The following is a 21,378-nucleotide window of genomic DNA, read 5'->3' on the forward strand; positions in this document are numbered from 1 at the left end:
GCCGAACAGGAAGGATACCTTGCCGCGTCTGCCACTCCCCCGCTTTAGTCTCGACCGTTTCCGCCGCCAGCTGGCCAGCGTGGATGCCCTGCCCCAGCTCTGCGTGCTGGGGCTGGTGTCCGGCCTGATCACCGGGGGCCTGATGGTGCTGTTTCGCCTGGCGCTGTTGCTGGGTGCCATGGCCTTCCTGCCGGATGACAATCCCGAAAACTTCGAGGCGCTGCCGCCGCTGACCCGTGCCCTGCTGCCGATGCTGGCGGTAACGCTGATCGGCGCCTGGCTGTGGTGGCTGCGGCCCGCCGGCCGGCAGATCGGCATCGCCCACGTGATCGAGCGGCTGACCTACCATCAGGGACGCTTCCCGGTACGCAACTGGTTCACCCAGTGGTGGGTGGGGCTGATCTCGGTGCTGGGCGGGCTCTCGGCGGGCCGCGAGGGGCCCGCCATCCACCTGGGCGCGGCGGCCTGCAGCGGGCTCGGCCAACGCCTGCGCCTGCCCCACAACAGCCTGCGCGTGCTGGTGGCCTGCGGCACCGCGGCGGGCATCTCGGCCTCGTTTCACACGCCGGTCGCCGGCGTGATCTTCGCCATGGAAGTGGTGATGATGGAATACACCATCACCGGCTTCATGCCGGTGATCCTGGCCTCGACCATGGGGGCGGTGGTGTCCCAGGCGGTGTTCGGCTTCGAGCTGCCCTTCGAGGGCACCGGCATCGCCCTGGGATCGCTGCTCAACCTGCCCTGGATCGTGCTGAGCGCGCTGGGCATCGGCCTGCTGGCCGGCGGCTTCGTGCGCGTGGCCCGCGCCGGCGATCGCCTCAAGCGGGTGCCCTTCGCCGCGCGCTTCGCCCTGGCCGGGGGCGTGGTCGGCGTCCTGGCCTGGTGGTATCCCCAGGTGCAGGGCATGGGCTACGACACCCTGGGGCTGACCATCGGCGGCTCGCTGAGCCTCGACGTGCTGCTGGCGGTGGCCATCGGCAAGCTGCTGATCACCGCCTTCGCCGTGGCCTGCGGCATCCCGGTGAGCATCATCGGCCCGGTGCTGGTGGCCGGCGGGGCGGCCGGCGCGCTGTGCGGCCTGCTGGGCGCTCAGCTGATGCCCGAGCTCGCCGCCGGCCCGGCCGTCTACGCCATGCTGGGCATGGCCGCGATGATGGGGGCGGTGCTGCAGGCGCCGCTGGCGGCGCTGATGGCGCTGCTGGAGCTGACCCACAATCCCAACCTGATCCTGCCCGGCATGCTGGCGGTGGTGGTGGCATGCCTGACCTCGCGCCAGCTGTGCGGCTGCGACGGCTTCTTCATCAGTGTGACGCGCCACGGCCTGCATCCGCTGCAGCAGCCACTGATGCAGGCCCTCAACCGGGTCTCGGTGCCGGCGGTGATGGAGCGTGCGCTGGTGCGCACGCGGCGCCGGGTGACGCTCGATCAGGCCAGCACGCTGCTCGAGGCCAACCCCGTGTGGATCATGATCGAACGCTCCAGCGACGCCAAGCCGACCCTGGCGCTGAAGGCGGCCGACCTGGCGCGCTGGATGCTCGAGCACGACGAGACCGACAAGCTGATCGACAAGGAGGGCCGCCTGGACCTGCTGGAGATTCCCGGCCAGCGCCTCGACCTGGCGCCGATCCACCTGCAGGCGACGCTCTCCGAAGCCTTCTCGCGGCTCAATACCAAGCACGCCGATGCGCTCTACGTGGAGCACGGGCATCGGCCGAAGCAGAAGCGGATTTCCGGTATCATCACCCGCGACGCCATCGAGCGTTACTATCGCTACAGCGATGCATCCCCCGGCTAGGAGTCGACATGTACCTCTGGATCAAGGCCCTGCACCTGGTGGCCGTGGTGACCTGGTTCGCCGCGCTGTTCTATCTGCCGCGCCTCTACGTCTATCACGCCATGGCCCGGGACCGCGGTGAGTCGCAGGCCATCGAGTATTTCAAGACCATGGAGCGCAAGCTCTACCGGGGCATCATGACGCCCTCGATGATCGCCGTGCTGGTGTTCGGCGGCGGGCTGCTGGCGCTGAATCCCGGCTGGCTGTCCCAGGGCTGGATGCACGCCAAGCTGACCCTGGTGGCGGCGCTGGTGGCCTATCACCACGTGTGCCTGATCTATCTGAAGCAGTTCGCCGACGCTCGCTGTACCCGCAGCCATCGCTATTTCCGGATCTTCAACGAGCTGCCGGTGGTCGCCCTGCTGCTGGTCGTCCTGCTCGCCGTGCTGAAGCCGTTCTGATGGCTGGGGAGGCGCAGACCCACCCTCACCTGCCGGCGGTACTGGTGCTGGCCGGCCACGATCCCACCGGCGGCGCCGGCCTGGTGGCCGACAGCGAGGCGGTGGCCGCCTGCGGCGGCTGGGCGCTGACCGTGCCCACGGCACTGACGGTGCAGAACTGCCGCGACGTCGCGACCGTGCAGCCGGTAGACGCCGCGCTGATCCGCGAGGCCGCCGCCGCGCTGGAGGACATCGAGATCGCCGCCATCAAGGTCGGCCTGCTGACCTCCGAGGCGGCCCTCGATGCGGTGGTGGAGATCATCAAGCGCCGCCCGGGCGTGCCGGTGGTGGTCGACCCGGTACTCAGGGCCGGCGGCGGGCATGAGTTGTCCACCCCCGCTCTGGTCGAAGCCTTTCGCCGACGGCTGCTGCCCCTTGTGGATATCCTCACCCCCAACCGCCGCGAGCTGGCCCGCCTGGCCGGCCCCGACTGCGGCGACGACACCGAGCGGGTCGTCGAACTGATGCATCTGGGCTGCCAGGCGGTGCTGGTCACCGGCACCGACGAGCCCGAGGCGCGGGCGCCGGTGGACCAGGTGGTGCACACGCTGCACGTGCCGGACGGGGATCGCCAGTGGCGCTGGCCGCGACTGTCCGGCACCTTCCACGGCTCCGGCTGCACCCTGGCCTCGGCGCTGGCCTCCCGGCTGGCCCAGGGCGAATCGCTGGTGGTCGCCTGTGAGCAGGCCCAGGACTACACCTGGCAGACCCTGGCCCATGGCTGGCGCCCGGGGGATGAAAACGAGGCCGATGACGCCGCCGTCCAGTGGCTGCCGAGGCGCCTGTGGCGGCTGCCGGTGGCCCGCTTCGAGCAGGGCGCCTAGGCGCCGGGCTGGTCATCCACGGTCTCAACATCGAGAATGAGCCATGACGGAGACATCTTCGATGGCAATGGGCGACGTTCACCGGGGAATCACCGCTCGCCAAGAGTTTGTCCAGAGAATTATCCACAGGCCGAAGGCCGTGACCGCGCGGCTCCGGCGCGATACGACGCTTACTTTCAACAGCAAATGAGGTTGACATGACCACATCCGCTCAGCTCTTCGAACGGGCCTGCCGCCACATCCCCGGAGGCGTCAATTCGCCGGTGCGCGCCTTCAAGGGCCTGGAACTTCCGCCGGTGTTCATGGAGCGGGCGCAGGGCGCCTATCTGTTCGACGTCGAGGGCAAGCGCTATGTGGATTACGTCGGCTCCTGGGGGCCGATGATCACCGGTCATGCCGACCCGGAAGTGCTCGGCGCGGTGCGCGAGCGGCTCGACAGCGGCCTCTCCTTCGGCACGCCCACGGCCATCGAGACCACCATGGCCGACCTGATCTGCGAGATGATCCCCAGCATCGAGATGGTGCGCATGGTCAACTCCGGCACCGAGGCCACCATGTCGGCGATCCGCCTGGCTCGCGGCTATACCGGGCGCGACAAGATCGTGAAGTTCGAGGGCAACTACCACGGCCACTCCGACTCGCTGCTGGTCAAGGCCGGCTCCGGCGCCCTGACCCACGGCGAGCCCAGCTCGCCGGGCGTGCCGGCGGCCCTGGCCGAGCACACCGTGACCCTGCCGTACAACGATCCGGACGCGGTCGAGCAGTGCTTCGAGGAGATCGGCGACCAGGTGGCCTGCATCATCGTCGAGCCGGTGGCCGGCAACATGAACTGCATCCCGCCGCAGCCCGGCTTCCTCGAGACCCTGCGCCGGGTCTGCGATCGTCACGAGAGCGTGCTGATCTTCGACGAGGTGATGACCGGCTTCCGCGTCGCCATGGGCGGTGCCCAGGCGCACTACGGCGTCCAGCCCGACCTGACCTGCCTGGGCAAGATCGTCGGCGGCGGCATGCCCGTGGGTGCCTTCGGCGGCCGCCGCGGCATCATGGAGAACATCTCGCCGCTGGGTCCCGTCTATCAGGCCGGCACCCTGGCCGGCAATCCGCTGGCCATGGCGGCGGGCATCGCCCTGCTCACCAAGCTGCGCGAACCGGGCTTCCACGACGCCCTCAGCCAGCGCGTCGAGACCCTGTGCCACGGCCTCCAGGAGCGGGCCGATGCCGCCGGCATCGACATGATCACCCAGCAGGCCGGCGGCATGTTCGGCATCTTCTTCACCGGCCAGAGCCGGGTCGACAACTTTGCCCAGGCCACCGCCTGCGATGGCGACGCCTTCCGCCGCTTCTTTGCCGCCATGCTCGAGCAGGGCGTCTACATGGCGCCCTCCGCCTTCGAGGCCGGCTTCATGTCCAGCGCCCATGCGCCCGAGGACATCCAGCTGACCCTGGACGCGGCCGAGGTGGCCTTTGCCGCCATGCGCCAGGACTGACGGCACCCGACAAGACCGCGTGAACGGAGAAGAACGATGAACCAGCGACACGCCCCCGGAAGTCCGGCCCGCGATTTCACCCTCGAGACGCTGGTCGAGAGCCTGAGCGCCTGGCATGCCGATCACGCCATCGAGGCGGCTGATTCCCTGCAGCAGGCCGTGCACCAGCGGGTGGGCGCCGAGACGCAGGCCCTGACGTCGCTGATCGCCGCCGCCGAAGACTGCCAGCGGCTGCGGGCCCTGAGCCGCTGGCTGGACGAGAACCTCGCCCGCCTGGCACCCGTGCTCGAGGCGCGAGAGGCCCATGTGGTCGCGCGCAGCTGGGCCTGCGAGCAGCATGACAGCCGCCTGCTGGACGAGGGACGCGTGGTGATGGCCAACGCCATCGACCGCGACCTTCAGGGCCACGGCGCCGAGGTCGTGCAGGATCCCGCCGCGGATCTGGCCTCGCTGCTGGTGGGGCTCGAGGTACGCGACGAGGCCCGGCTGGCGCGCCAGGCGCTGGATGCCTACCTGCGGCTGAGCGGCGACTATCAGGCCGCCCGGCTGCTGTCGGTGTTCCGGGTGCTCGAGTGCCTGGCCGGCGCACGGCGGGCCCTGCGCCGGCTGGAGGCGGCCGAGGGCGACGACGAGCGCCCTGCCCTGCGAGCGGAGACCATGGCCGCCTGCCGGCGCTACCTGGAACTGGCGGAGCGCCATGCGGAGTTCCGCTTCCCCCCGCTGGTGATCGGGGTGGGCGTGTCGGGCAGCGGCAAGAGCCGCTTCACCCGCAACCTGGTCACGCGGCTGGGCGCCGTGCGCGTCAGCTCCTATGCCGAGCGCCGTCGCCTGCATGGACTTTCTCCACAGGCCGTGGAGGGCGAGGCGGCTGTGGATATCTTCGGCGAGGCGGCCACCGAGCGCACCTACCAGCGCCTGGCGCAGTGTGCCGGCCATCTGCTGGATGCCGGCCTGCCGGCCTGCATCGACGCGACCTGCCTGACCCGGGCACAGCGCGACTGGCTGCGGCATCAGGCCGAGAGCCGTGGCCTGCCGGTGCTGATGGTCAGCTTCGAGGCGGATCAGGCGACCCTGACCCGTCGCATCACCAAGCGGGCCGGTCGCCACGGGGTGACCGCCGAGGAAGGCCTGGCAGTGCTGTCGCATCAGCAGGCGGCCTTCGAACCCTTCTCCGACGAGGAACGCTTCCACCTCGTGCGGCTGGACACCACGGCGGACAACGCCGGCGAGACCCTGGCCGGGCTGATCCAGGAGCATATGCACTGGAGCTGAGGTGCCCGCCGAGACCGGCCGCCGAGGCCGGTCTCTCCATGCCGTCTCCCCTGTAGCCTCTCTTTCACGCGTGGCCGAGTGTTACATCGGCTTGGCACCCTGCCCTGCGGTTCGGCGTCGGCTGTTACTACATAAGATATTGAAAATTAAATGAAAGTGTTGAGGCGTGACGAAAGTGTCAAGACTGAAACAGGTTTGTACCTAATATGTTTCATTATGTTAAATAATTGTTTTTAAAGATCTTAATCACGCATTCCCGCGCCACGATCGAAGCCACTGTTTCATCAGCCTGACACTCCGCTCGGCGATATCCCGCTCCTGTCCTGCCTGCCCCGCCCGCGACCCGACGTCGACGGGTTTCTTCAGCCGAACTATCAAAAGGTTACCGAAAACTGGCACGCCCCGTGCTCTAGGTTTCATGCCTGCGAGTGGGATCTTCAAGGGTTCAAGAGAGACCACCGGCTCAGCAGGACGTGACACCGACGCCGGCAACGATCCGAAGATCGTCCGGCAAGACGCAAGGGATTCTGTCGAATCGAACGGGAGTGTGATCATGAGTACCAAAGCATATGCAATCGCGGGAACTTCCCTGCTGGCGCTGGTCATGGCGATTTCCACCGCTCAGGCCAATCCGACCAATAACGGAGACTTTGCCTTCCAGGCGGTCGACTCCGATGCACAGGCCGTTGGCGGCGCCGGGGGCTCCAGTGCTGGTGGCGCCGGCACCGGTACCGGTGCTGGTGGTGCTTCCAGCGCCAACGGCACAGGTAGCGGCGTAGGCGCCCTCCTGGGCTATGGCGAAGGCAAGGGGAAAGGCGGGACTGCGAGCGCTACCGGGCTCGGCTATGGCTCCGGTGGTAACGGCGGACCGGCCGGTGACGGTGGCGATGCCTGGGCGATGAGCGAGTCCTATAACACCGCCGTCAGCGTGATCTCCGAACAGAATATGAGTTCCACCGTGGTCGGTACTGGAATTGTCGTCATCGGTGGCGCAGGGGCACAAGGTGGTGCTGGTGGGCATGGCGGCATCAACGCAGCCGTCAGCATCGGCGCCGGCCTCGGTGGCGCTGGTGGAGAGGGTGAAGGTGACGACGGTGGTGATGCCGGGGCGGGAAGCCTGGGCGCAGGCCTGGGTGGCACCGGGGCCGGCGCCGGCATCGGGCTGGGTGCCGGTGAAGGTGGCGATTCCGGGGCCGGGGCCATCTCCGGAGCCGGCAACAATGATGGCAGTGCCGCCGGAACCGGGATCGGTGCGCTGCTCGGCCTCGGCCTGGGCAACGCCGACGATTCCGGCGATCAGAAGGCAGGGGCCGGTCCCACCCAGGCCAACTCCACCGCAGGCCATGGCACTGGCACCGGCACCGGTGCGGGTTCCGGCACCGGTGGTGACGGCAAAGGCAGTGGCTGGGCCGGGGCAGTGGCCGGTCATGGCGGCAGCGGCTACGGCGGCGGCGGTGGCGGCGGCAAAGGCGTCGGTGGTGATGCCTATGCCGCAGGCGCCCATGGCGCAGCCGGTGGCAATGGTGGCAACGGCGGCGCGGCCGTCCTGCGCACCGGCGCTTCCAGCATCTCCGTGGCGGCCGGTGGCGTCTACGGCGGCGTCGCCAACATGAACAGCTCCAGCGGGTTCTACAACTCGCAGCTGTCTGGTACCAGCATCTCCGCCCACAGCGGCGTGAGCATCGGCAACTGATGGCTCGGGCCTCGAGAGAGGCCCGTTTGCCCATTCGGGAACTGGCGGACGAGGCGCCGCCAGTTCCCTCACTGTCCGTTTATAGTCAGTGGAGGCAGAGCGATGAAAGGTTCAGTGCAGTGGCTCGCCGCGGGTGCCATCATATTGTCTGCCGGCATGGCATCGAGCCTGCAGGCCGACGATGCCGGAATGGCCGATGGCTTCGGATCGATGCAGGAAGTCTCGACGGATGTACTGGAGCAGGCATGGGGTCGAGACGTCAACGTGCAGCTCGACCAGGTAACGGTTCAGAGCATTCAGGACATGCAGGCCATCAGTGTCGGATCGAGCTTCAAGGTGATCAATGGCGACATGGTCACAGGCAATATCACCTTCGAGGGCGGTTCGATGGGCCATTACAGCGGTACCGGCATCTTCAACAACGTGACCGGGAATGCCAATGCGATCAACAACGCCATCGGTATCAGTGTCTATATCGCTAACCCATGAACGACACCGCGAGCGGCCATAGTCGCCGTTCGGTGTCAGGGGGCTCGATCATGCGTAAGCAGCTGAAAGGCGCTGCCCTGTTCGCCGTCATGATGTTGCCGGCGTCCGAATCGTTCATTCCGCCTGCCGAGGCGGGAACGGTGAGAATCTCCAATCCTTTCGGCCACTTCGAGGTCGAAGCCAAGAGCCTGGCGGAACTCAGCTGGGAGGGTGTCGTGCGCCAGCAGTACGACTACAGCTGTGGATCGGCGGCCGTCGCCACCCTGATGACCTATCACTATGACCGCCCCACCAGCGAGGGCGAGGTCTTCGAGGCCATGATCCGTCGCGGGGATCGTGAGCAGATCGAGACCTACGGCTTCTCCATGCTGGACATGAAGCGCTTCCTGGATGACAGAGGGCTCAACGCCGACGGCTTCGATATCGCATTGGATGACTTCATTCGCATCGGCGTTCCGGCCATAACGCTGGTCAATACCGGCGGCTACAAGCACTTCGTCGTCGTCAAGGGAATGGATGCCGACAACGTGCTGGTGGGCGATCCGGCGGCCGGAACGGTCGTGGTGCCCAAGGATATCTTCGAGACGTTATGGAGCAACAAGGTGCTCGGTGTGCGCAACGAAATCGAGGTGGCACGAGCGAACTTCAACAGTGAACGGGACTGGCGCGTACGGCCCCCCTCGCCGATCGAGTCGGGGGTTCGACGCACCAGCGTGGGATCGTATCTGCTGACACTGCCAGGCGCCAACGAGCTGGGTAGGTGATGATCTCGCAGGAGTGATCAACCATGAGCATGCAGCATGCAGGACACGCAATGGCGGTGAGCCGGTGGAGAAGCTGCCGGCGGAGTATCGGCCTCCTGGTCGCGTCGGTTTCCCTGGCGATGGCGTCGGCATCCCCGGCCGCGACATCACCCTCGGGCATCCTGTCGGCGGGAACGCACGATATCTACTACCGAGGGGTAGTGCTGCCTGACGAAGGCATGGCAGAGCTTCGTGGCGGCTTTCGACTGGCGGGCATGGATCTCAACTTCGGCGCCAAGCTGACCACGGCCATCAATGAACGGGTTCGTTACATCACCCAGGTGGCCTTCGACAATGCCGGTGCCAGGGTGCTGTCCAGCACACTGGAGCAATCGGGGTCCGAGTCCGTCACCCAGGTGGGTGGGCCGGGGGGCGTCGATGCGGCGAGTATCGGCGGCAAGATCGACCTCACCGGGCTTTCCGACTTTTCCGGTGTCCTGATGAGCGATGGGCAGGGGGGGATGACGGCAGCGCTGCACAACATCACGCGCGATGCGATCGTCAGCAGCCTGTCGACCACGGCCAGCGGGCAAAGCATCAGTAACGAGATCGACGTCAGCGTGCAGGTCATGAATATCGGCGAGATGCGCTCTTCCCGCCAGAGAGGGGCGATTCTCAACTCGCTGCAGGGCATGCTTCCTCGCTGAACGATATCACGAAACAAACAAAAAAAGGCTGCCTCTTCGGGCAGCCTTTCTCGTGAGTCATTGTCGATCAGAAGACATTCAGGCCGAAGGGAGTCCGCAGGGTGAGAGTGGTATCCGGGGCGTCTTCGGTCACGCCGAATTCCAGCCCCAGGTTGAACACCGAATCGTCGGACATCTGGTAGGACCAGCCGAGCAGCATGGAGCCCACATTCAGCGAGCGGCCGCTCTGAGTGACGGTACTGCCGGTTTCCGTATTGACGAAGGTGGTATCGGTCTCCTGGATGAAGTCGTTCTTGTAGCCCAGCGTAAAGGAGGAGCGTGGGTTGATCGAGTACGACATGCCGAGGCTCATCCTTACGGCATCCCCCGGATCGACCTCCTTGACTCTGACCTCGCCGATCGTTTCGTTGACATCGTCCTCGAGGTTGAACAGGTAGCCCAGGTTGGCGAAGTAGACCGCCGGCGCGGAGGGGAGCAGCACGGTCAGGCTGGGCTCTATCGAGTGGAAGCCCGAACCGGTGGCCAGTTCGCGCTCGATGCCATTGCTGTCGCGGTCGACGTCGAAGGGCCCCGTCCCGGTGGTCGACTTGTAGCGCAGGTTACCCACGAAGAAGGGGCCGCCCCCCTGGCCGCTGTTCATCTGGTAGTGGGCGGCCAGCTCGATATCACCCAGCCCATCCCCCGATTGGCTTCTATCGAGATCGAAGGGTTCGTTGGCCTCATTGACGCTGAAGCTGGCCGTATCGTCCCGGTGCAGGTAAGGCACGCGCAGTTCCAGTTCGAGCCGGTCGGTCACCCCGAGTCGGCCGGTGACGGAGGTGGTGAAGGTATCGCGATCGACATCCTCGGCGGCCAGCACGCCGACCTGCAGCGTGCTGAGTATCTCGACGCCGCGGAAGGTCAACCGATTGACGCTGGCGTGGGAGTACTGGAACTCGGGCTCGATGACGAGGCGCCCCTTGGGGGTCAGAACCCCACCGATGTCCGGGATGGCCTGAATCTCTGGCGCTTCTTCCACCGGGGGCGGACGCTGCCCCACGGGGTCGATGGCACCGTTACTGTCCGTCTGAGCCCAGGCATGTCCGGCCATGGCGAGCGGTGCCAGGCCGCAGGCTAGCGTGAAACCTCTTTGGATCAGTTTCATGACGTTATCCCTTTTATCCCTTGGTTCAAGGCCTTGCGCTGTAAGAGCCTAACGGCTTTCAAGTCATCGGGCCTTTTCTTGTGCTGCTCATGGAGAGCATAGATCAACATGTCATTCTGTTGAGTGTAAGCGTGGTGCTATCGGCTAACGCTGTGTGACTGCCTGCAGCGGCCCGGCCTGCCGAAGGGTTCGCCAACGGCTTGTTCAGGCGAGGTGTAATATCACTTCACTCTCTTGAAATTCAGTATGTTAGGTTTTTTCGAACTCGCCGATTCCCCATGACTCGAATCATCACCCCCTTGATCTTCACGGTGTATCTGGTGTTTTTCCATCAGGCGATAGAGAGTGACCCGGGAAATGCCCAGATCGCGTGCGGCATGTAGGATATTGAAGGAATGGCGTGTGAGAGAGGCCAGGACGACCCCCCGTTCTGCCAGGTCTCTCGCCTCCTCGAGACTCGCCGCGTGACGAGAGTTCAGCACTCGACGCTCCAGGCCAAGATCCCCGGGGCGAATCAGTGGGTGCTCGCTCATGACCATCGCCCTTCTCACGCGATTGATCAGTTCTCGGATGTTGCCCGGCCACTCATAAAGCTGCATGACGGACAGGCTGTCCTTGCTGAAGCCGTTCACAATGGAAGACTTTTCGCTGGAGAACTTGTTGAAGAAGTAATGGGCCAGCGTCGCGATGTCATCCCCTCTTTCACGCAGGGGGGGAACTCGAATCTGAAGAACATTAAGGCGGTGATAAAGATCCTCTCTGAACTTCCCTTCCTTTACCGCCTTTTCCAGATCCACGTGCGTCGCAGCCAGAACGCGAACATCGACCTCGATTTCCTTGAGCCCCCCTACCCTCTGGATCGTATGGTTTTCCAGGAAGCGAAGCAGGTTGACCTGCATGTCCAAGGGGAGATCGCCGATTTCATCCAGGAAGAGTGTTCCACCATCCGTGTTCTCGATGATGCCGATCTTTCTCTGTGAAGCACCGGTAAAGGATCCCTTCTCGTGGCCGAAAAGTTCCGACTGGATCAGGTTGCTCGGCAAGGCGCCGCAGTTGATGGCATTGAAGGGAGACTCCGCACGAGCGGAGGAACGGTGAATGGCCTTGGCCGCCAACTCCTTGCCCGTACCGGACTCTCCCTGAATCAGAACGGGGGCATCGACGGCACCCACCTTTTGAATGGTCTTGAATAGTGTCTTTATGACAGGGCTTTCACCGACCATCTGGCATTCATGCCTTCCCCTGTGGCTACCCTCCTCAAGGATGTCTTTATCCAGGTTGATGACCGACAGGAGATTTTCGAGTGCGTGATGTAGCCTCTCCGTTTCGACCGGAATAATATGATAACCGAAGAACAGGCGACCGATACCCTGATGGTGACGAAGGTTATCGAAGACATCCTGGCGGCAGATGGCTATCAGCCTGGTGTCGAGCCTGTTGGCCGCATTCTCGAAACTCTTGATATTATCGAGATCGCCTTGTGTCAGGAACACGACGCCGACGCCATAATCCGCGTAGGTTTCTGTGAAGGGGATGCTGTCCAGTTCTTGAATGTGCGTGACATCCCAGCCATATGCTTCGAGTTCCCCGATGAGTCTTTCGCCATCTTCAATGGGCTGGCTAATGAAGAGTAGCTTCTTGTTAGGATTCATCGCACATCCCTGATATTTTATAGAACGATCGTTTGCGAAAAAATGAGGCGAAGCACCATTCTACCGGCGTGAAATCTAGCATTCGGTTCGAGAAAAATGCTCATGAATTTTCTAGTCTCGGCGACCTAGCTGTGATGAGATTTCTGAGGGATAGGAGGTGGGGCGCCGAGGTTATGCCGTGCCCAATTGACCGCCTGTAGCCGGTTATGGACATCGATTTTCTTGAAGATATTATAGAGATGTGACTTGACCGTATGCTCGCTGACAAAGAGCCGGTCGGCGATTTCCATATTGGAAGCACCGGTGCCCAGCAGGCCGATGATCTCGAGCTCTCTCTGGGTCAGTCCACAGGCCGGTCGATAGGCGTTGATCTGGTGGCGCCGATAGAATTCCAGCATTCGTCCCATCAGGGAGCGTGACATCCATAGCTGCCCTTCCTGGAGGGTTCGAAGCCCTTTACAGATGAGTGGCAGGCTGTCGTCACGGTAGAAAATCCCCCTGACATGCATACAGGACAATATCTCGACGGCATGATCCTCGTCCCTGAGGTTGAAGCTCGCCAGGGAGGTCTCAGGCCGTTCCGCGACATGAGATTGCCAGGCCTGCATCGCGGCATCGTCCATATGGTCGGCATCGAGCAGGATGAGGGTTTCCTCATCGGCATTGGCCACCTTGGGTTTCCGTATGCTGGATGGCGGCACGATGGCGACCTGGCAGTCGAGCTGCTGGCGCAGGTAGTCAGCGAACAGCTGAGACTGGGGCGTGTTCGCGGTCACCAGCTGTATAAGGCGATCATTGCTTTCCATAACCGGACCTCGAAAGAATGTCTGACATACTCGACCCCTTATTCCTTACGAGTAATAGGATGAGAGTAAGGCCTTATCAAGTCTCGTCCTGATTGTAAGAAAATGTAACTAACAAAAAGGTATAAAAAAATACTCTATATATTTCCTTTTGACCTTTTAAAATCCTCATTATTTATCAAGTAGTTAGAGAATTAGATTATTCTGTTGTTATTTCTTCTCTCGCTATTGATGAATAAAATCAGTCGAAAGACTGATCGATTTCTGGTTTGGCTGTGTTTTTTTCTCATGTTTGGGCGCGGTAGATTCGTCGCTAGCGCAGCGTGTTTCATTCACTTCATGAGGCGCTTAGAATGCCGCCGCAATGATCATGAACAACCGGATGACGAGATGACGACAACTGTTGTGCTGGCCAGCGGCAACGCCGGCAAGCTGCGCGAATTCAACCAGCTGCTCGCTCCCATGGGCATGGACGTTCGCCCGCAGTCGGACTTCGACGTGACGGAGGTCGAGGAGACCGGGCTGACCTTCGTCGAGAACGCCCTGCTCAAGGCGCGCGAGGCGAGCCGCGTCAGCGGCTTGCCGGCCATGGCGGATGACTCGGGGCTGGCCGTGGATGCGCTTCAGGGGCGCCCCGGCATATATTCCGCGCGCTTCTCCGGAGAGCCCAAGGACGATGGTCGTAACAACGCTTACCTGCTCGAGTCCCTGGCGGATGTGCCGGCGGCACGACGGACGGCCCGCTACTGGTGCGTGCTGGTGATGCTGCGTCACGCGGAGGACCCGGTGCCGCTGATCGTGCAGCAAAGCTGGGACGGCGAGATCCTCACCGAGGCTCGCGGCGAAGGTGGCTTCGGCTATGACCCGCTGTTCTGGGTGCCGGAATTCGGCAGGACGGCCGCCGAGCTCCCGGCCGACGAGAAGAATCGGCTGAGCCATCGCGGTCGCGCCCTGAAAGCCCTGGTCGCGCAGCTCGGCGGCGAGTCCTTCGCCTCATGAGCCATTCACTGCCGCCCCTGGCGCTCTATATCCACGTGCCCTGGTGCGTGCGCAAGTGCCCCTACTGCGACTTCAATTCCCACGGGGTCGGGTCCGGGGCCAGCCTGCCCGAGGAGGCCTATCTGGCGGCGCTGATCGCCGATCTGGACGCCGATCTGCCGCTGGCCGCGGGGCGGGAGCTGGTCAGCATCTTCATCGGCGGCGGCACGCCGAGCCTGATGTCGGCCGACTTCTATGGCCGCCTGCTCGGCGCCATCTCGGCACGGCTGCCGTTCGCCGATGACATCGAGATCACCCTGGAGGCCAATCCCGGCACCGTGGAGCGAGGGCGCTTCGCCGGCTATCGCGCCGCGGGCATCAACCGGCTGTCGATCGGCGTGCAGAGCTTTCAGGATGCCCAGCTGTCCGAGCTGGGCCGCATCCACAGCGGTGACGAGGCCCGGCTGGCCGTGGCCGAGGCCCGCCAGGCCGGGTTCGATAACCTCAACCTGGATCTGATGCATGGCCTGCCGGGCCAGACGCCGGCGCTGGCCCTCGACGATCTCGACCAGGCCCTGGCACTCTCCCCCGAGCATCTGTCCTGGTACCAGCTCACCCTCGAGCCCAACACCGAGTTTCACTCGCGCCCGCCCGTGCTGCCCGAGGAGGAGGCCCTCTGGGACATCCAGGAGCTCGGCCACGAGCGGCTGGAGGCCGCCGGCTTCGCGCGCTACGAGATTTCCGCCTATGCCCGGCCAGGCCGCGCCGCGCGCCACAATCTCAACTACTGGCGATTCGGTGACTATCTGGGCATCGGGGCCGGCGCCCATGGCAAGCTCAGCGCTCACGATGATCACGGCTTTCATGTCGAGCGCCGCTGGAAGACCCGCCAGCCCGAGGCCTACCTGCGCCGGCATGATGACCCGCGCGGCTTCGTGGCCGGCCGCGAGCCGATCTCGCCCGAGGAGCTGCCGCTCGAGTTCGCCATGAATGCGCTGCGTCTCGTCGAGGGCGTGCCGCTGTCGACCTGGTCGGCCCACACCGGCCGACCGCTCGGCCGGCTGCAGGCAAGTCTCGAAGCGGCGAGGAAAAAAGGACTTCTGGTGGAAGATGGCGAAAGGCTTCAAGCCTCCCCCCAGGGTCTATTATTCTTGAACGAGCTGCTGGCCCTGATCGACGCCTGAGTGAAGCCCCGGGGGAGTCGCCGGGTAAGAGAGGGGCCGGCCGGAATGCCATTCGTCAACATGGAGTCGACGACGCTATGACCAAGACCGTTCGCATGATCGCGCCGCTCGCGGCCGCCGCCCTGCTGGTGGGCTGCACCACGACCAACCCGAACACCGGTGAGACCCAGCGCAGCCAGACCGGCACCGGCGCCACCATCGGTGCGCTGGTCGGCGCCGCCGCAGGCGCGCTCAGCGGCGACGGCAGCACCAGTCGTCGTGACCGCGCGCTGATCGGCGCCGCCGTGGGGGCCGCCGCCGGTGGCGGCATCGGCGCCTACATGGACAAGCAGGAAGAGGAACTGCGCCAGAGCATGGAAGGCACCGGCATCGGGGTCGAACGTCAGGGCAACGACATCATTCTCAACATGCCCAGCAGCGTGACCTTCGGCTTCGATTCCAGCGATCTGACCATGCAGGCGCGCAACGCCCTGAATGACGTCTCCTCGGTACTGACCCAGTATCCCGAGACACGCGTCAACATCGCCGGTCACACCGACAGCACCGGCGACGCCGGCTACAACCAGCAGCTCTCAGAGCGTCGTGCCCAGGCGGTCGGCAACTATCTCTCGCAGAGCGGTGTGGCTTCCAACCGTCTCTACATGAACGGCTACGGCGAGAATCAGCCGGTGGCCAGCAACGAGACCGAAGCCGGCCGTGCCCAGAACCGTCGCGTGGAGATCACCCTGACGCCCACCTCCCAGGGCTGATCGGGTTCCCACGCTCGCCGGGCCCGTCCCCGTCAGGGGGCGGGCCCTTTTTCTTTCCGATGACGCGACCACCGCCATGCTTTCCTATCAGCACGCCTATCATGCGGGCAACTTCGCCGACGTTCACAAGCATCTGACGCTTTACGCCGTCGTCGACCACTTGTTACGTAAAAAATCATCCATTACGTATATCGACACTCACGCCGGTCGAGGCCTCTATCCGCTGGCCGCGGCCGAGACGGCGCGGCTGCAGGAATACCAGGAGGGCGTGGCCAGGCTGTGGGCGAAGAGGGCGAGGCTGTCGGAGGCCTCGCCGCTGCTGGGCGACTGGCTGACGGCGATCGCTGAGGTCCAGCAGGGCGGCGGGCTCGACCACTATCCCGGTTCGCCCTGGTGGCTGTCGCATCGCCTGCGCGAGCAGGATCGGCTACGGCTGTTCGAGCTGCACCCGGGCGAGCATGGCCACCTGGCCGATCAGGCCTTGCCCCAGGCGGTGAAGCGCATCCAGGGCGATGGCCTGGCCGGGCTGCTGAAGGCGCTGCCGGTGAAGACGCCGCGTCTTTGCGTGCTGGTCGATCCCAGCTACGAGCGCAAGGCGGAATACAGCGAGGTGGCCGACACCGTGCTGTCGGCCATGCGCAAGGCGCGCCACGGGGTGGTCATGATCTGGTATCCGATGCTGCCCGCCGGGCGTCATCAGGCGCTGCTGGAGGGCCTACGTGACGGCGGGTTGCGCAAGATCTGGCGCAGCGAACTGACGCTGGGCGACCCCGGTGAGGGCCATGGCATGTACGGCAGCGGCATGTTGGTGGTGAATCCGCCCTGGGGCCTCGACGAGCGGATCAACGAGGCCATGGCGGCGCTGCTGCCGCTGTGGGGGCCCACCGCCCGCCATCGTGGCGACTGGTGGGTGGGCGAGTAGACAAGGGCCCAAGGGAGCCTTGCTCGCGGCTATTTGCCGATACAGAAACTGCCGAAGATCTCGCCCAGGAGGTCGTCGGCGCTGAACTCGCCGGTGATCTCGCCCAGCGCCTGCTGGGCGTCGCGCAGGTCCTCGGCGAGCAGCTCGCCGGCGCCGTAGCCGGCCAGCTGGGCCTCGCCGTTGCCGAGCGCCTGCTCGGCGCGATCCAGGGCGTCCAGATGGCGGCGCCGGGCCGAGAAGCGGCCCTCGGTGGTGGCCGAGAACCCCATCACCGCCTTGAGATGCTCCTTGAGGTTATCCACACCCTCGCCGGTCTTCGCCGACAGCCGCACCACCGGGGTGGCTGTGGACAAGTCGAGCCCCGGCGTTTCCTGGCTGGTGTCGACCTTGTTGCGCACCAGGGTCAGCCGCGATGGATCGGCCAGGCGCTCGACGAATTCCGGCCAGATCGCCATGGGGTCGAGGGCATCCGTGGTGGCGGCATCGACCATCAGCAGCACCCGGTCGGCCTTCTCGATCTCGCTCCAGGCCCGGGCCACGCCGATCTGCTCCACCGCGTCCGGGGTGTCGCGCAGGCCGGCGGTATCGATCACGTGCAGCGGCATGCCGTCCAGATGGATGTGCTCGCGCAGCACGTCCCGGGTGGTGCCCTCGATGTCGGTGACGATGGCGGTCTCCTGCTCGGTGAGGGCGTTGAGCAGGCTGGACTTGCCGGCGTTGGGGCGCCCGGCGATCACCACGCTCATGCCCTCGCGCATCAGCGCGCCCTGGGCCGCCGCCGCCCGCACCTCGGAAAGCTCGCCGCGGACCTCGGCCAGCTTGGCCGCCACGTGGCCGTCGGCCAGGAAGTCGATCTCCTCCTCGGGGAAGTCGATGGCCGCCTCGACGTACATGCGCAGCTCGATCAGGCGCTGCACCAGTCCCTCGACCCGTCGCGAGAACTCGCCCTGCAGCGAGCGCAGGGCGTTCTCGGCGGCGCCCCGGGAGCTGGCCTCGATCAGGTCGGCGATGGCCTCGGCCTGGGCCAGATCGAGCTTGTCGTTGAGGAAGGCGCGCTCGGAGAACTCGCCGGGGCGAGCCAGGCGGGCGCCGAGCCGCACGCAGCGCTCCAGCAGCAGGTCCATGAGCACCGGGCCGCCGTGGCCCTGGAGCTCCAGCACGTCCTCGCCGGTGAAGGAGTTCGGGCCCTCGAAGAACAGCGCGATGCCCTCGTCGATCATGCCCTGCTCGCCCCTGAACGGCCCGTAGAGGGCGAAGCGCGGGGCAGGGCAGTGGCCCAGCAGGCTGCCGGCGATCGTCCGGCAGGCGGGCCCTGAGACGCGAATGATGCCGACGCCGCCACGCCCCGGGGGCGTGGCCAGGGCGGCGATGGTGTCCTGGGAATAGAGGCTTTCGGCCATCGGTGGCTCCTCGGTGAGACGTGGCTATTGTCCGGTTCCGGCCCCGCAAACGCCAGACCCCCGCCGAGGCGGGGGTCTGGAGCGGGGGGGAAGACCTGTGACGGCGAGCCGTTACTTGGTCTTCATGCCCTTGCCGACGCTGGGATCGGCCTCGATCTTGCGCGTGATGAAGTACTGCTGGGCGATCGAGGTGATGTTGTTCACCACCCAGTAGATCACCAGGCCGGCCGGGAACCACAGGAAGAAGAAGGTGAAGACCACCGGCAGCAGCTTCATGATCTTCGCCTGGGTCGGGTCCGGCGGCGTCGGGTTGAGCAGCTGCTGCACGAACATCGAGGCGCCCATCAGGATCGGCAGCACGAAGAACGGATCCTTCACCGACAGGTCCTGAATCCAGAACATGAAGGGCGCGTGGCGCAGCTCCACGGACTCGAGCAGCATCCAGTAGAGGGCGATGAAGACCGGCATCTGCACCAGGATCGGCAGACAGCCACCCAGAGGATTGATCTTCTCCTTCTGGTAGAACTTCATCATCTCCTGGGACATCTTCTGGCGGTCGTCGCCGTACTGTTCCTTGAGACGCTGCATCTCCGGGCCGAGCTTGCGCATCCGCGCCATGGACTTGTAAGCCTTGGCGGAGAGCGGCAGCAGCGCGGCCTTGACCAGCAGGGTCAGGATGACGATCGACCAGCCCCAGTTGCCGATCACGTCCTGGATATGATCCAGCAGCCAGAACAGCGGGTTGGCGATGAACCACAGCCAGCCGAAGTCGACGGTCAGTTCCAGGTGCGGCGCCACGGCCTCGAGGCGCTCCTGGACCTTCGGGCCCACGTAGAGCGTGGCGCCCAGGGCGGCGGTGCCGCCCGCGGCGACGCTCTGGTTGGCGCCGGCGAAGGCGGCCACGTTGCGGCCCTGGGAGTCGGTGGTGGCGTAGTACAGGTTCTGCTGGTCCTGGGGCGGCGCCCAGGCGGACGTGAAGTAGTGCTGGATCATGGCGACCCAGCCGCCCTCGACGTCGCGATTGTCGAAGTTGCCTTCCTGGATCTCCTCGAAGTCGACCTTGAGGTAGTTGTCCTCCGGCGTGGAGTAGGCGGCGCCCAGGTAGGAGCGCATGCCCATCTTCGGACCGCTCGACGGATCGGCGCTGTCATCGCGCACCAACTGGCCGATGAAGCGGGCGGTCACCGGGGTCTCGCCCTGGTTGTCCAGCAGGTAGTCGACCTTCACCGCATAGCTGTCGCGGTCGAAGGTGAAGCGCTTGATGACGTCCACGCCGTCGACGCTGGCCGAGAGGTCCACCTGCAGCGCGTCCTCGCCCTCGGCGAGCCGGTACTCGGTCTGCTCGGGAGAGAAGGTCAGGCGGCCCTGGTGGCCTTCCAGCTGCAGGCCGGAGCGTGCCACGTAGCTGCGCGTCCGGTCGTTGGAGAGCAGCACGAAGGGCTGACCGGAGTCGAGCGCGTACTGGTGCTGGGGGAGGGCGGCGTAGACGATGTCGCCGCCCTGCGGGTCGATACGCACGTCCAGCACGTCGGTGGAGACGGCCACCAGGTCGCGGCTGTTGCCGGATGCCTGGCCGGGCATCTCGCTGGCCATGTCGTCCGCCGAGCGGTTCTGGGTCGGCACCGAGAGGTCGTCACCGCCGCTGTCCCCGGAGGAGGACGTCTGGCTCTCGTTGGAGATGGTCGGGGCCTGGGGGGCGGTGGCCACCTGACCGTAATCCTGATTCCACTGCACGACGATCAGGTAGGCGAGGACCGCCAGGGGAATCAGCAGTAGTAGTCGTTTTACATCCATGAGGGGTCTGCTCGATGGGTGGTGAACAATCCGGTGGCGCGATGCCGCTCGCCGGCCCGACATACGCGAAAGCCTGCCGGGGGCAGGCTAGCGTTGGCTCGCAGAGCGTCCCTTGGGAACGCGACGAGGTCAAGCGGGATGGCGTCTGGCGTGATCACGCGAATGCAGGCTCCGGGCGGTGCCAACGGCGACGGGCAGGGAGCGTCATCGACGCTCTGCCGCAGATGCGTCGCCGGCGGTCGCCTTGTTCGCTTCGCGTTCCAGACGCTTCCACATGCCGTGCAGCTGGCGGTGGACGGTGGCGTTGTCCAGATCCTGAACGCCGCGTCGGGCGAGCAGCACGATATCCACAGGGGGAAGTCGGTGTTGGCGAAGACGAATGGAGTCGCGCGCGATGCGCTTGAGGCGGTTGCGGTCGACGGCCCGACGCACGTTCTTCTTGCTGAAGATCAGTCCGAGGCGGGGATGCCCCAGATCATTGGGGGAGGCCAGGGCCATCAATCCCTTGCCATGGACCTTGAAGGCAGCGCTGTCGAAGACGCGTCGGTAGTCCCCGGCAGTCAGCAGGCGCAGCTGCCGGGGAAAGCCCTGACTGGACACGGGAGGTCCGCGATCAGGCGCTCAGGCGCTTGCGGCCCTTGGCGCGACGACGCGCCAGGACGGCACGACCGTTTTTGGTGGCCATGCGAGCACGGAAGCCATGCGCGCGCTTGCGCTTGAGAACGCTGGGTTGAAATGTGCGTTTCATAACTCGTTATTCCCACGTGGTTTTTGGAACAAATCGGCGAATAGAGGCGCCCGGGTTCCGGTGGGGAATCCGGGTAGATTCGGCTCAGGACCGGAAATTGTAGTGATATCGGGCCTCGGGCGCAATTTTTCCTTGCGACTTTTCGCCGGGGCGTTCTCTCCCCGTCGATGGCGAATCCACTACCATTACTAGTATTGGTTTTCTATTACACCCTGTGATTATAGATGGGGAAGGTTTCTGTGGATAACCTGGACAACCTTTTCCATATCAGATTCTTGTCGTTATCACAATCGTGTGGATAGCCTCTTGGGAAGGTCGAGACAGGCGGTGGACGAGCGGTGCATGGATGTGCCACTCATCCACAGGACCTGGATGGTGCCCAGATTCCGCCCAGCTTCCTCCCGTTTCCCCGGGCAGGTTTTCCACAGCGTTGTCCGCAGCGGTCATCCATGTGGATAACCCGGCGGTGGCGCGATACAATGTCCGGTCGTTCTTCAACCGAATGGTGAGGTCGC

20 protein-coding genes are annotated in these 21,378 nt (G+C 64.8%); 13 read left to right on the forward strand and 7 right to left on the reverse strand.

Features of this window, described 5'->3' with window-relative positions:
- Positions 1 to 19: 19 nt before the first annotated feature.
- The 9 genes from FIU88_RS17625 (at position 20) to FIU88_RS17665 (ending at position 9,489) form a co-directional block, all read left to right on the forward strand.
- The gene (locus tag FIU88_RS17625; RefSeq protein ID WP_152480055.1) at positions 20 to 1,795 is read left to right on the forward strand and encodes a chloride channel protein; all 1,776 of its coding nucleotides are present in this window, start codon (positions 20 to 22) and stop codon (positions 1,793 to 1,795) included.
- A gap of 8 nt (positions 1,796 to 1,803) precedes the next feature.
- Positions 1,804 to 2,235, forward strand: a complete 432-nt coding sequence (hemJ, locus tag FIU88_RS17630; protein WP_016854201.1) for a protoporphyrinogen oxidase HemJ — start codon at positions 1,804 to 1,806, stop codon at positions 2,233 to 2,235.
- The gene (locus tag FIU88_RS17635) at positions 2,235 to 3,098 is read left to right on the forward strand and encodes a hydroxymethylpyrimidine/phosphomethylpyrimidine kinase (RefSeq protein ID WP_152480056.1); all 864 of its coding nucleotides are present in this window, start codon (positions 2,235 to 2,237) and stop codon (positions 3,096 to 3,098) included. The genes hemJ and FIU88_RS17635 overlap by 1 nt, the downstream gene beginning before the upstream one ends.
- A 197-nt stretch (positions 3,099 to 3,295) precedes the next feature.
- Positions 3,296 to 4,585, forward strand: coding sequence for a glutamate-1-semialdehyde 2,1-aminomutase (hemL, locus tag FIU88_RS17640; protein WP_152480057.1), 1,290 nt, complete (start codon positions 3,296 to 3,298; stop codon positions 4,583 to 4,585).
- Between the two features lie 36 nt (positions 4,586 to 4,621).
- The gene (locus FIU88_RS17645) at positions 4,622 to 5,857 is read left to right on the forward strand and encodes a bifunctional aminoglycoside phosphotransferase/ATP-binding protein (RefSeq protein ID WP_152480058.1); all 1,236 of its coding nucleotides are present in this window, start codon (positions 4,622 to 4,624) and stop codon (positions 5,855 to 5,857) included.
- Positions 5,858 to 6,410: 553 nt separating this feature from the next.
- A complete protein-coding gene (locus tag FIU88_RS17650) occupies positions 6,411 to 7,550 on the forward strand; it encodes a hypothetical protein (RefSeq protein ID WP_152480059.1) in 1,140 nt (379 codons plus the stop codon).
- Between the two features lie 102 nt (positions 7,551 to 7,652).
- Positions 7,653 to 8,039, forward strand: coding sequence for a hypothetical protein (locus tag FIU88_RS17655; protein WP_152480060.1), 387 nt, complete (start codon positions 7,653 to 7,655; stop codon positions 8,037 to 8,039).
- A 50-nt stretch (positions 8,040 to 8,089) separates the two neighbouring features.
- Complete coding sequence (locus FIU88_RS17660; RefSeq protein ID WP_253742631.1) at positions 8,090 to 8,803, forward strand: C39 family peptidase; 714 nt, start codon at positions 8,090 to 8,092, stop codon at positions 8,801 to 8,803.
- Positions 8,804 to 8,826: 23 nt separating this feature from the next.
- A complete protein-coding gene (locus tag FIU88_RS17665; RefSeq protein WP_152480062.1) occupies positions 8,827 to 9,489 on the forward strand; it encodes a hypothetical protein in 663 nt (220 codons plus the stop codon).
- A gap of 67 nt (positions 9,490 to 9,556) precedes the next feature.
- On the opposite strand, the gene FIU88_RS17670 is transcribed toward FIU88_RS17665, so the two are convergent.
- The 3 genes from FIU88_RS17670 to FIU88_RS17680 all read right to left on the reverse strand — a co-directional run bounded on the left by FIU88_RS17670 (position 9,557) and on the right by FIU88_RS17680 (position 13,091).
- Positions 9,557 to 10,633: a transporter gene (locus FIU88_RS17670; protein ID WP_152480063.1), complete on the reverse strand. Its 1,077-nt coding sequence runs from the start codon at positions 10,631 to 10,633 to the stop codon at positions 9,557 to 9,559.
- A gap of 221 nt (positions 10,634 to 10,854) precedes the next feature.
- On the reverse strand, positions 10,855 to 12,285 hold the full coding sequence (locus tag FIU88_RS17675; RefSeq protein ID WP_152480064.1) for a sigma-54 dependent transcriptional regulator: 1,431 nt from the start codon (positions 12,283 to 12,285) through the stop codon (positions 10,855 to 10,857).
- A 125-nt stretch (positions 12,286 to 12,410) separates the two neighbouring features.
- Positions 12,411 to 13,091, reverse strand: coding sequence for a LuxR C-terminal-related transcriptional regulator (locus FIU88_RS17680; RefSeq protein WP_016854190.1), 681 nt, complete (start codon positions 13,089 to 13,091; stop codon positions 12,411 to 12,413).
- Positions 13,092 to 13,478: 387 nt separating this feature from the next.
- Between FIU88_RS17680 and rdgB the strand changes: the two genes are divergently transcribed.
- The 4 genes from rdgB (at position 13,479) to FIU88_RS17700 (ending at position 16,921) form a co-directional block, all read left to right on the forward strand.
- Positions 13,479 to 14,087: an RdgB/HAM1 family non-canonical purine NTP pyrophosphatase gene (rdgB, locus tag FIU88_RS17685; protein ID WP_152480065.1), complete on the forward strand. Its 609-nt coding sequence runs from the start codon at positions 13,479 to 13,481 to the stop codon at positions 14,085 to 14,087.
- The gene (hemW, locus tag FIU88_RS17690; protein ID WP_152480066.1) at positions 14,084 to 15,250 is read left to right on the forward strand and encodes a radical SAM family heme chaperone HemW; all 1,167 of its coding nucleotides are present in this window, start codon (positions 14,084 to 14,086) and stop codon (positions 15,248 to 15,250) included. The genes rdgB and hemW overlap by 4 nt, the downstream gene beginning before the upstream one ends.
- 77 nt (positions 15,251 to 15,327) lie before the next feature.
- Positions 15,328 to 15,999, forward strand: a complete 672-nt coding sequence (locus FIU88_RS17695) for an OmpA family protein (RefSeq protein ID WP_152480067.1) — start codon at positions 15,328 to 15,330, stop codon at positions 15,997 to 15,999.
- A 76-nt stretch (positions 16,000 to 16,075) separates the two neighbouring features.
- A complete protein-coding gene (locus tag FIU88_RS17700) occupies positions 16,076 to 16,921 on the forward strand; it encodes a 23S rRNA (adenine(2030)-N(6))-methyltransferase RlmJ (protein WP_152480068.1) in 846 nt (281 codons plus the stop codon).
- 29 nt (positions 16,922 to 16,950) lie between these two features.
- On the opposite strand, the gene mnmE is transcribed toward FIU88_RS17700, so the two are convergent.
- The 4 genes from mnmE to rpmH form a co-directional block, all read right to left on the reverse strand.
- Complete coding sequence (gene mnmE / locus FIU88_RS17705; protein WP_152480069.1) at positions 16,951 to 18,321, reverse strand: tRNA uridine-5-carboxymethylaminomethyl(34) synthesis GTPase MnmE; 1,371 nt, start codon at positions 18,319 to 18,321, stop codon at positions 16,951 to 16,953.
- Positions 18,322 to 18,432: 111 nt separating this feature from the next.
- Entirely contained in the window at positions 18,433 to 20,115 is a 1,683-nt protein-coding gene (gene yidC, locus FIU88_RS17710) for a membrane protein insertase YidC (protein WP_016854184.1), read from the reverse strand.
- A gap of 204 nt (positions 20,116 to 20,319) precedes the next feature.
- On the reverse strand, positions 20,320 to 20,715 hold the full coding sequence (gene rnpA, locus FIU88_RS17715) for a ribonuclease P protein component (RefSeq protein WP_016854183.1): 396 nt from the start codon (positions 20,713 to 20,715) through the stop codon (positions 20,320 to 20,322).
- Between the two features lie 13 nt (positions 20,716 to 20,728).
- Complete coding sequence (rpmH, locus tag FIU88_RS17720) at positions 20,729 to 20,863, reverse strand: 50S ribosomal protein L34 (protein ID WP_008959105.1); 135 nt, start codon at positions 20,861 to 20,863, stop codon at positions 20,729 to 20,731.
- Positions 20,864 to 21,378 lie beyond the last annotated feature (515 nt).

The sequence above is a fragment of the Halomonas sp. THAF12 genome (genome assembly GCF_009363675.1).
GTDB classification, from domain to species: Bacteria; Pseudomonadota; Gammaproteobacteria; order Pseudomonadales; family Halomonadaceae; genus Halomonas; species Halomonas smyrnensis.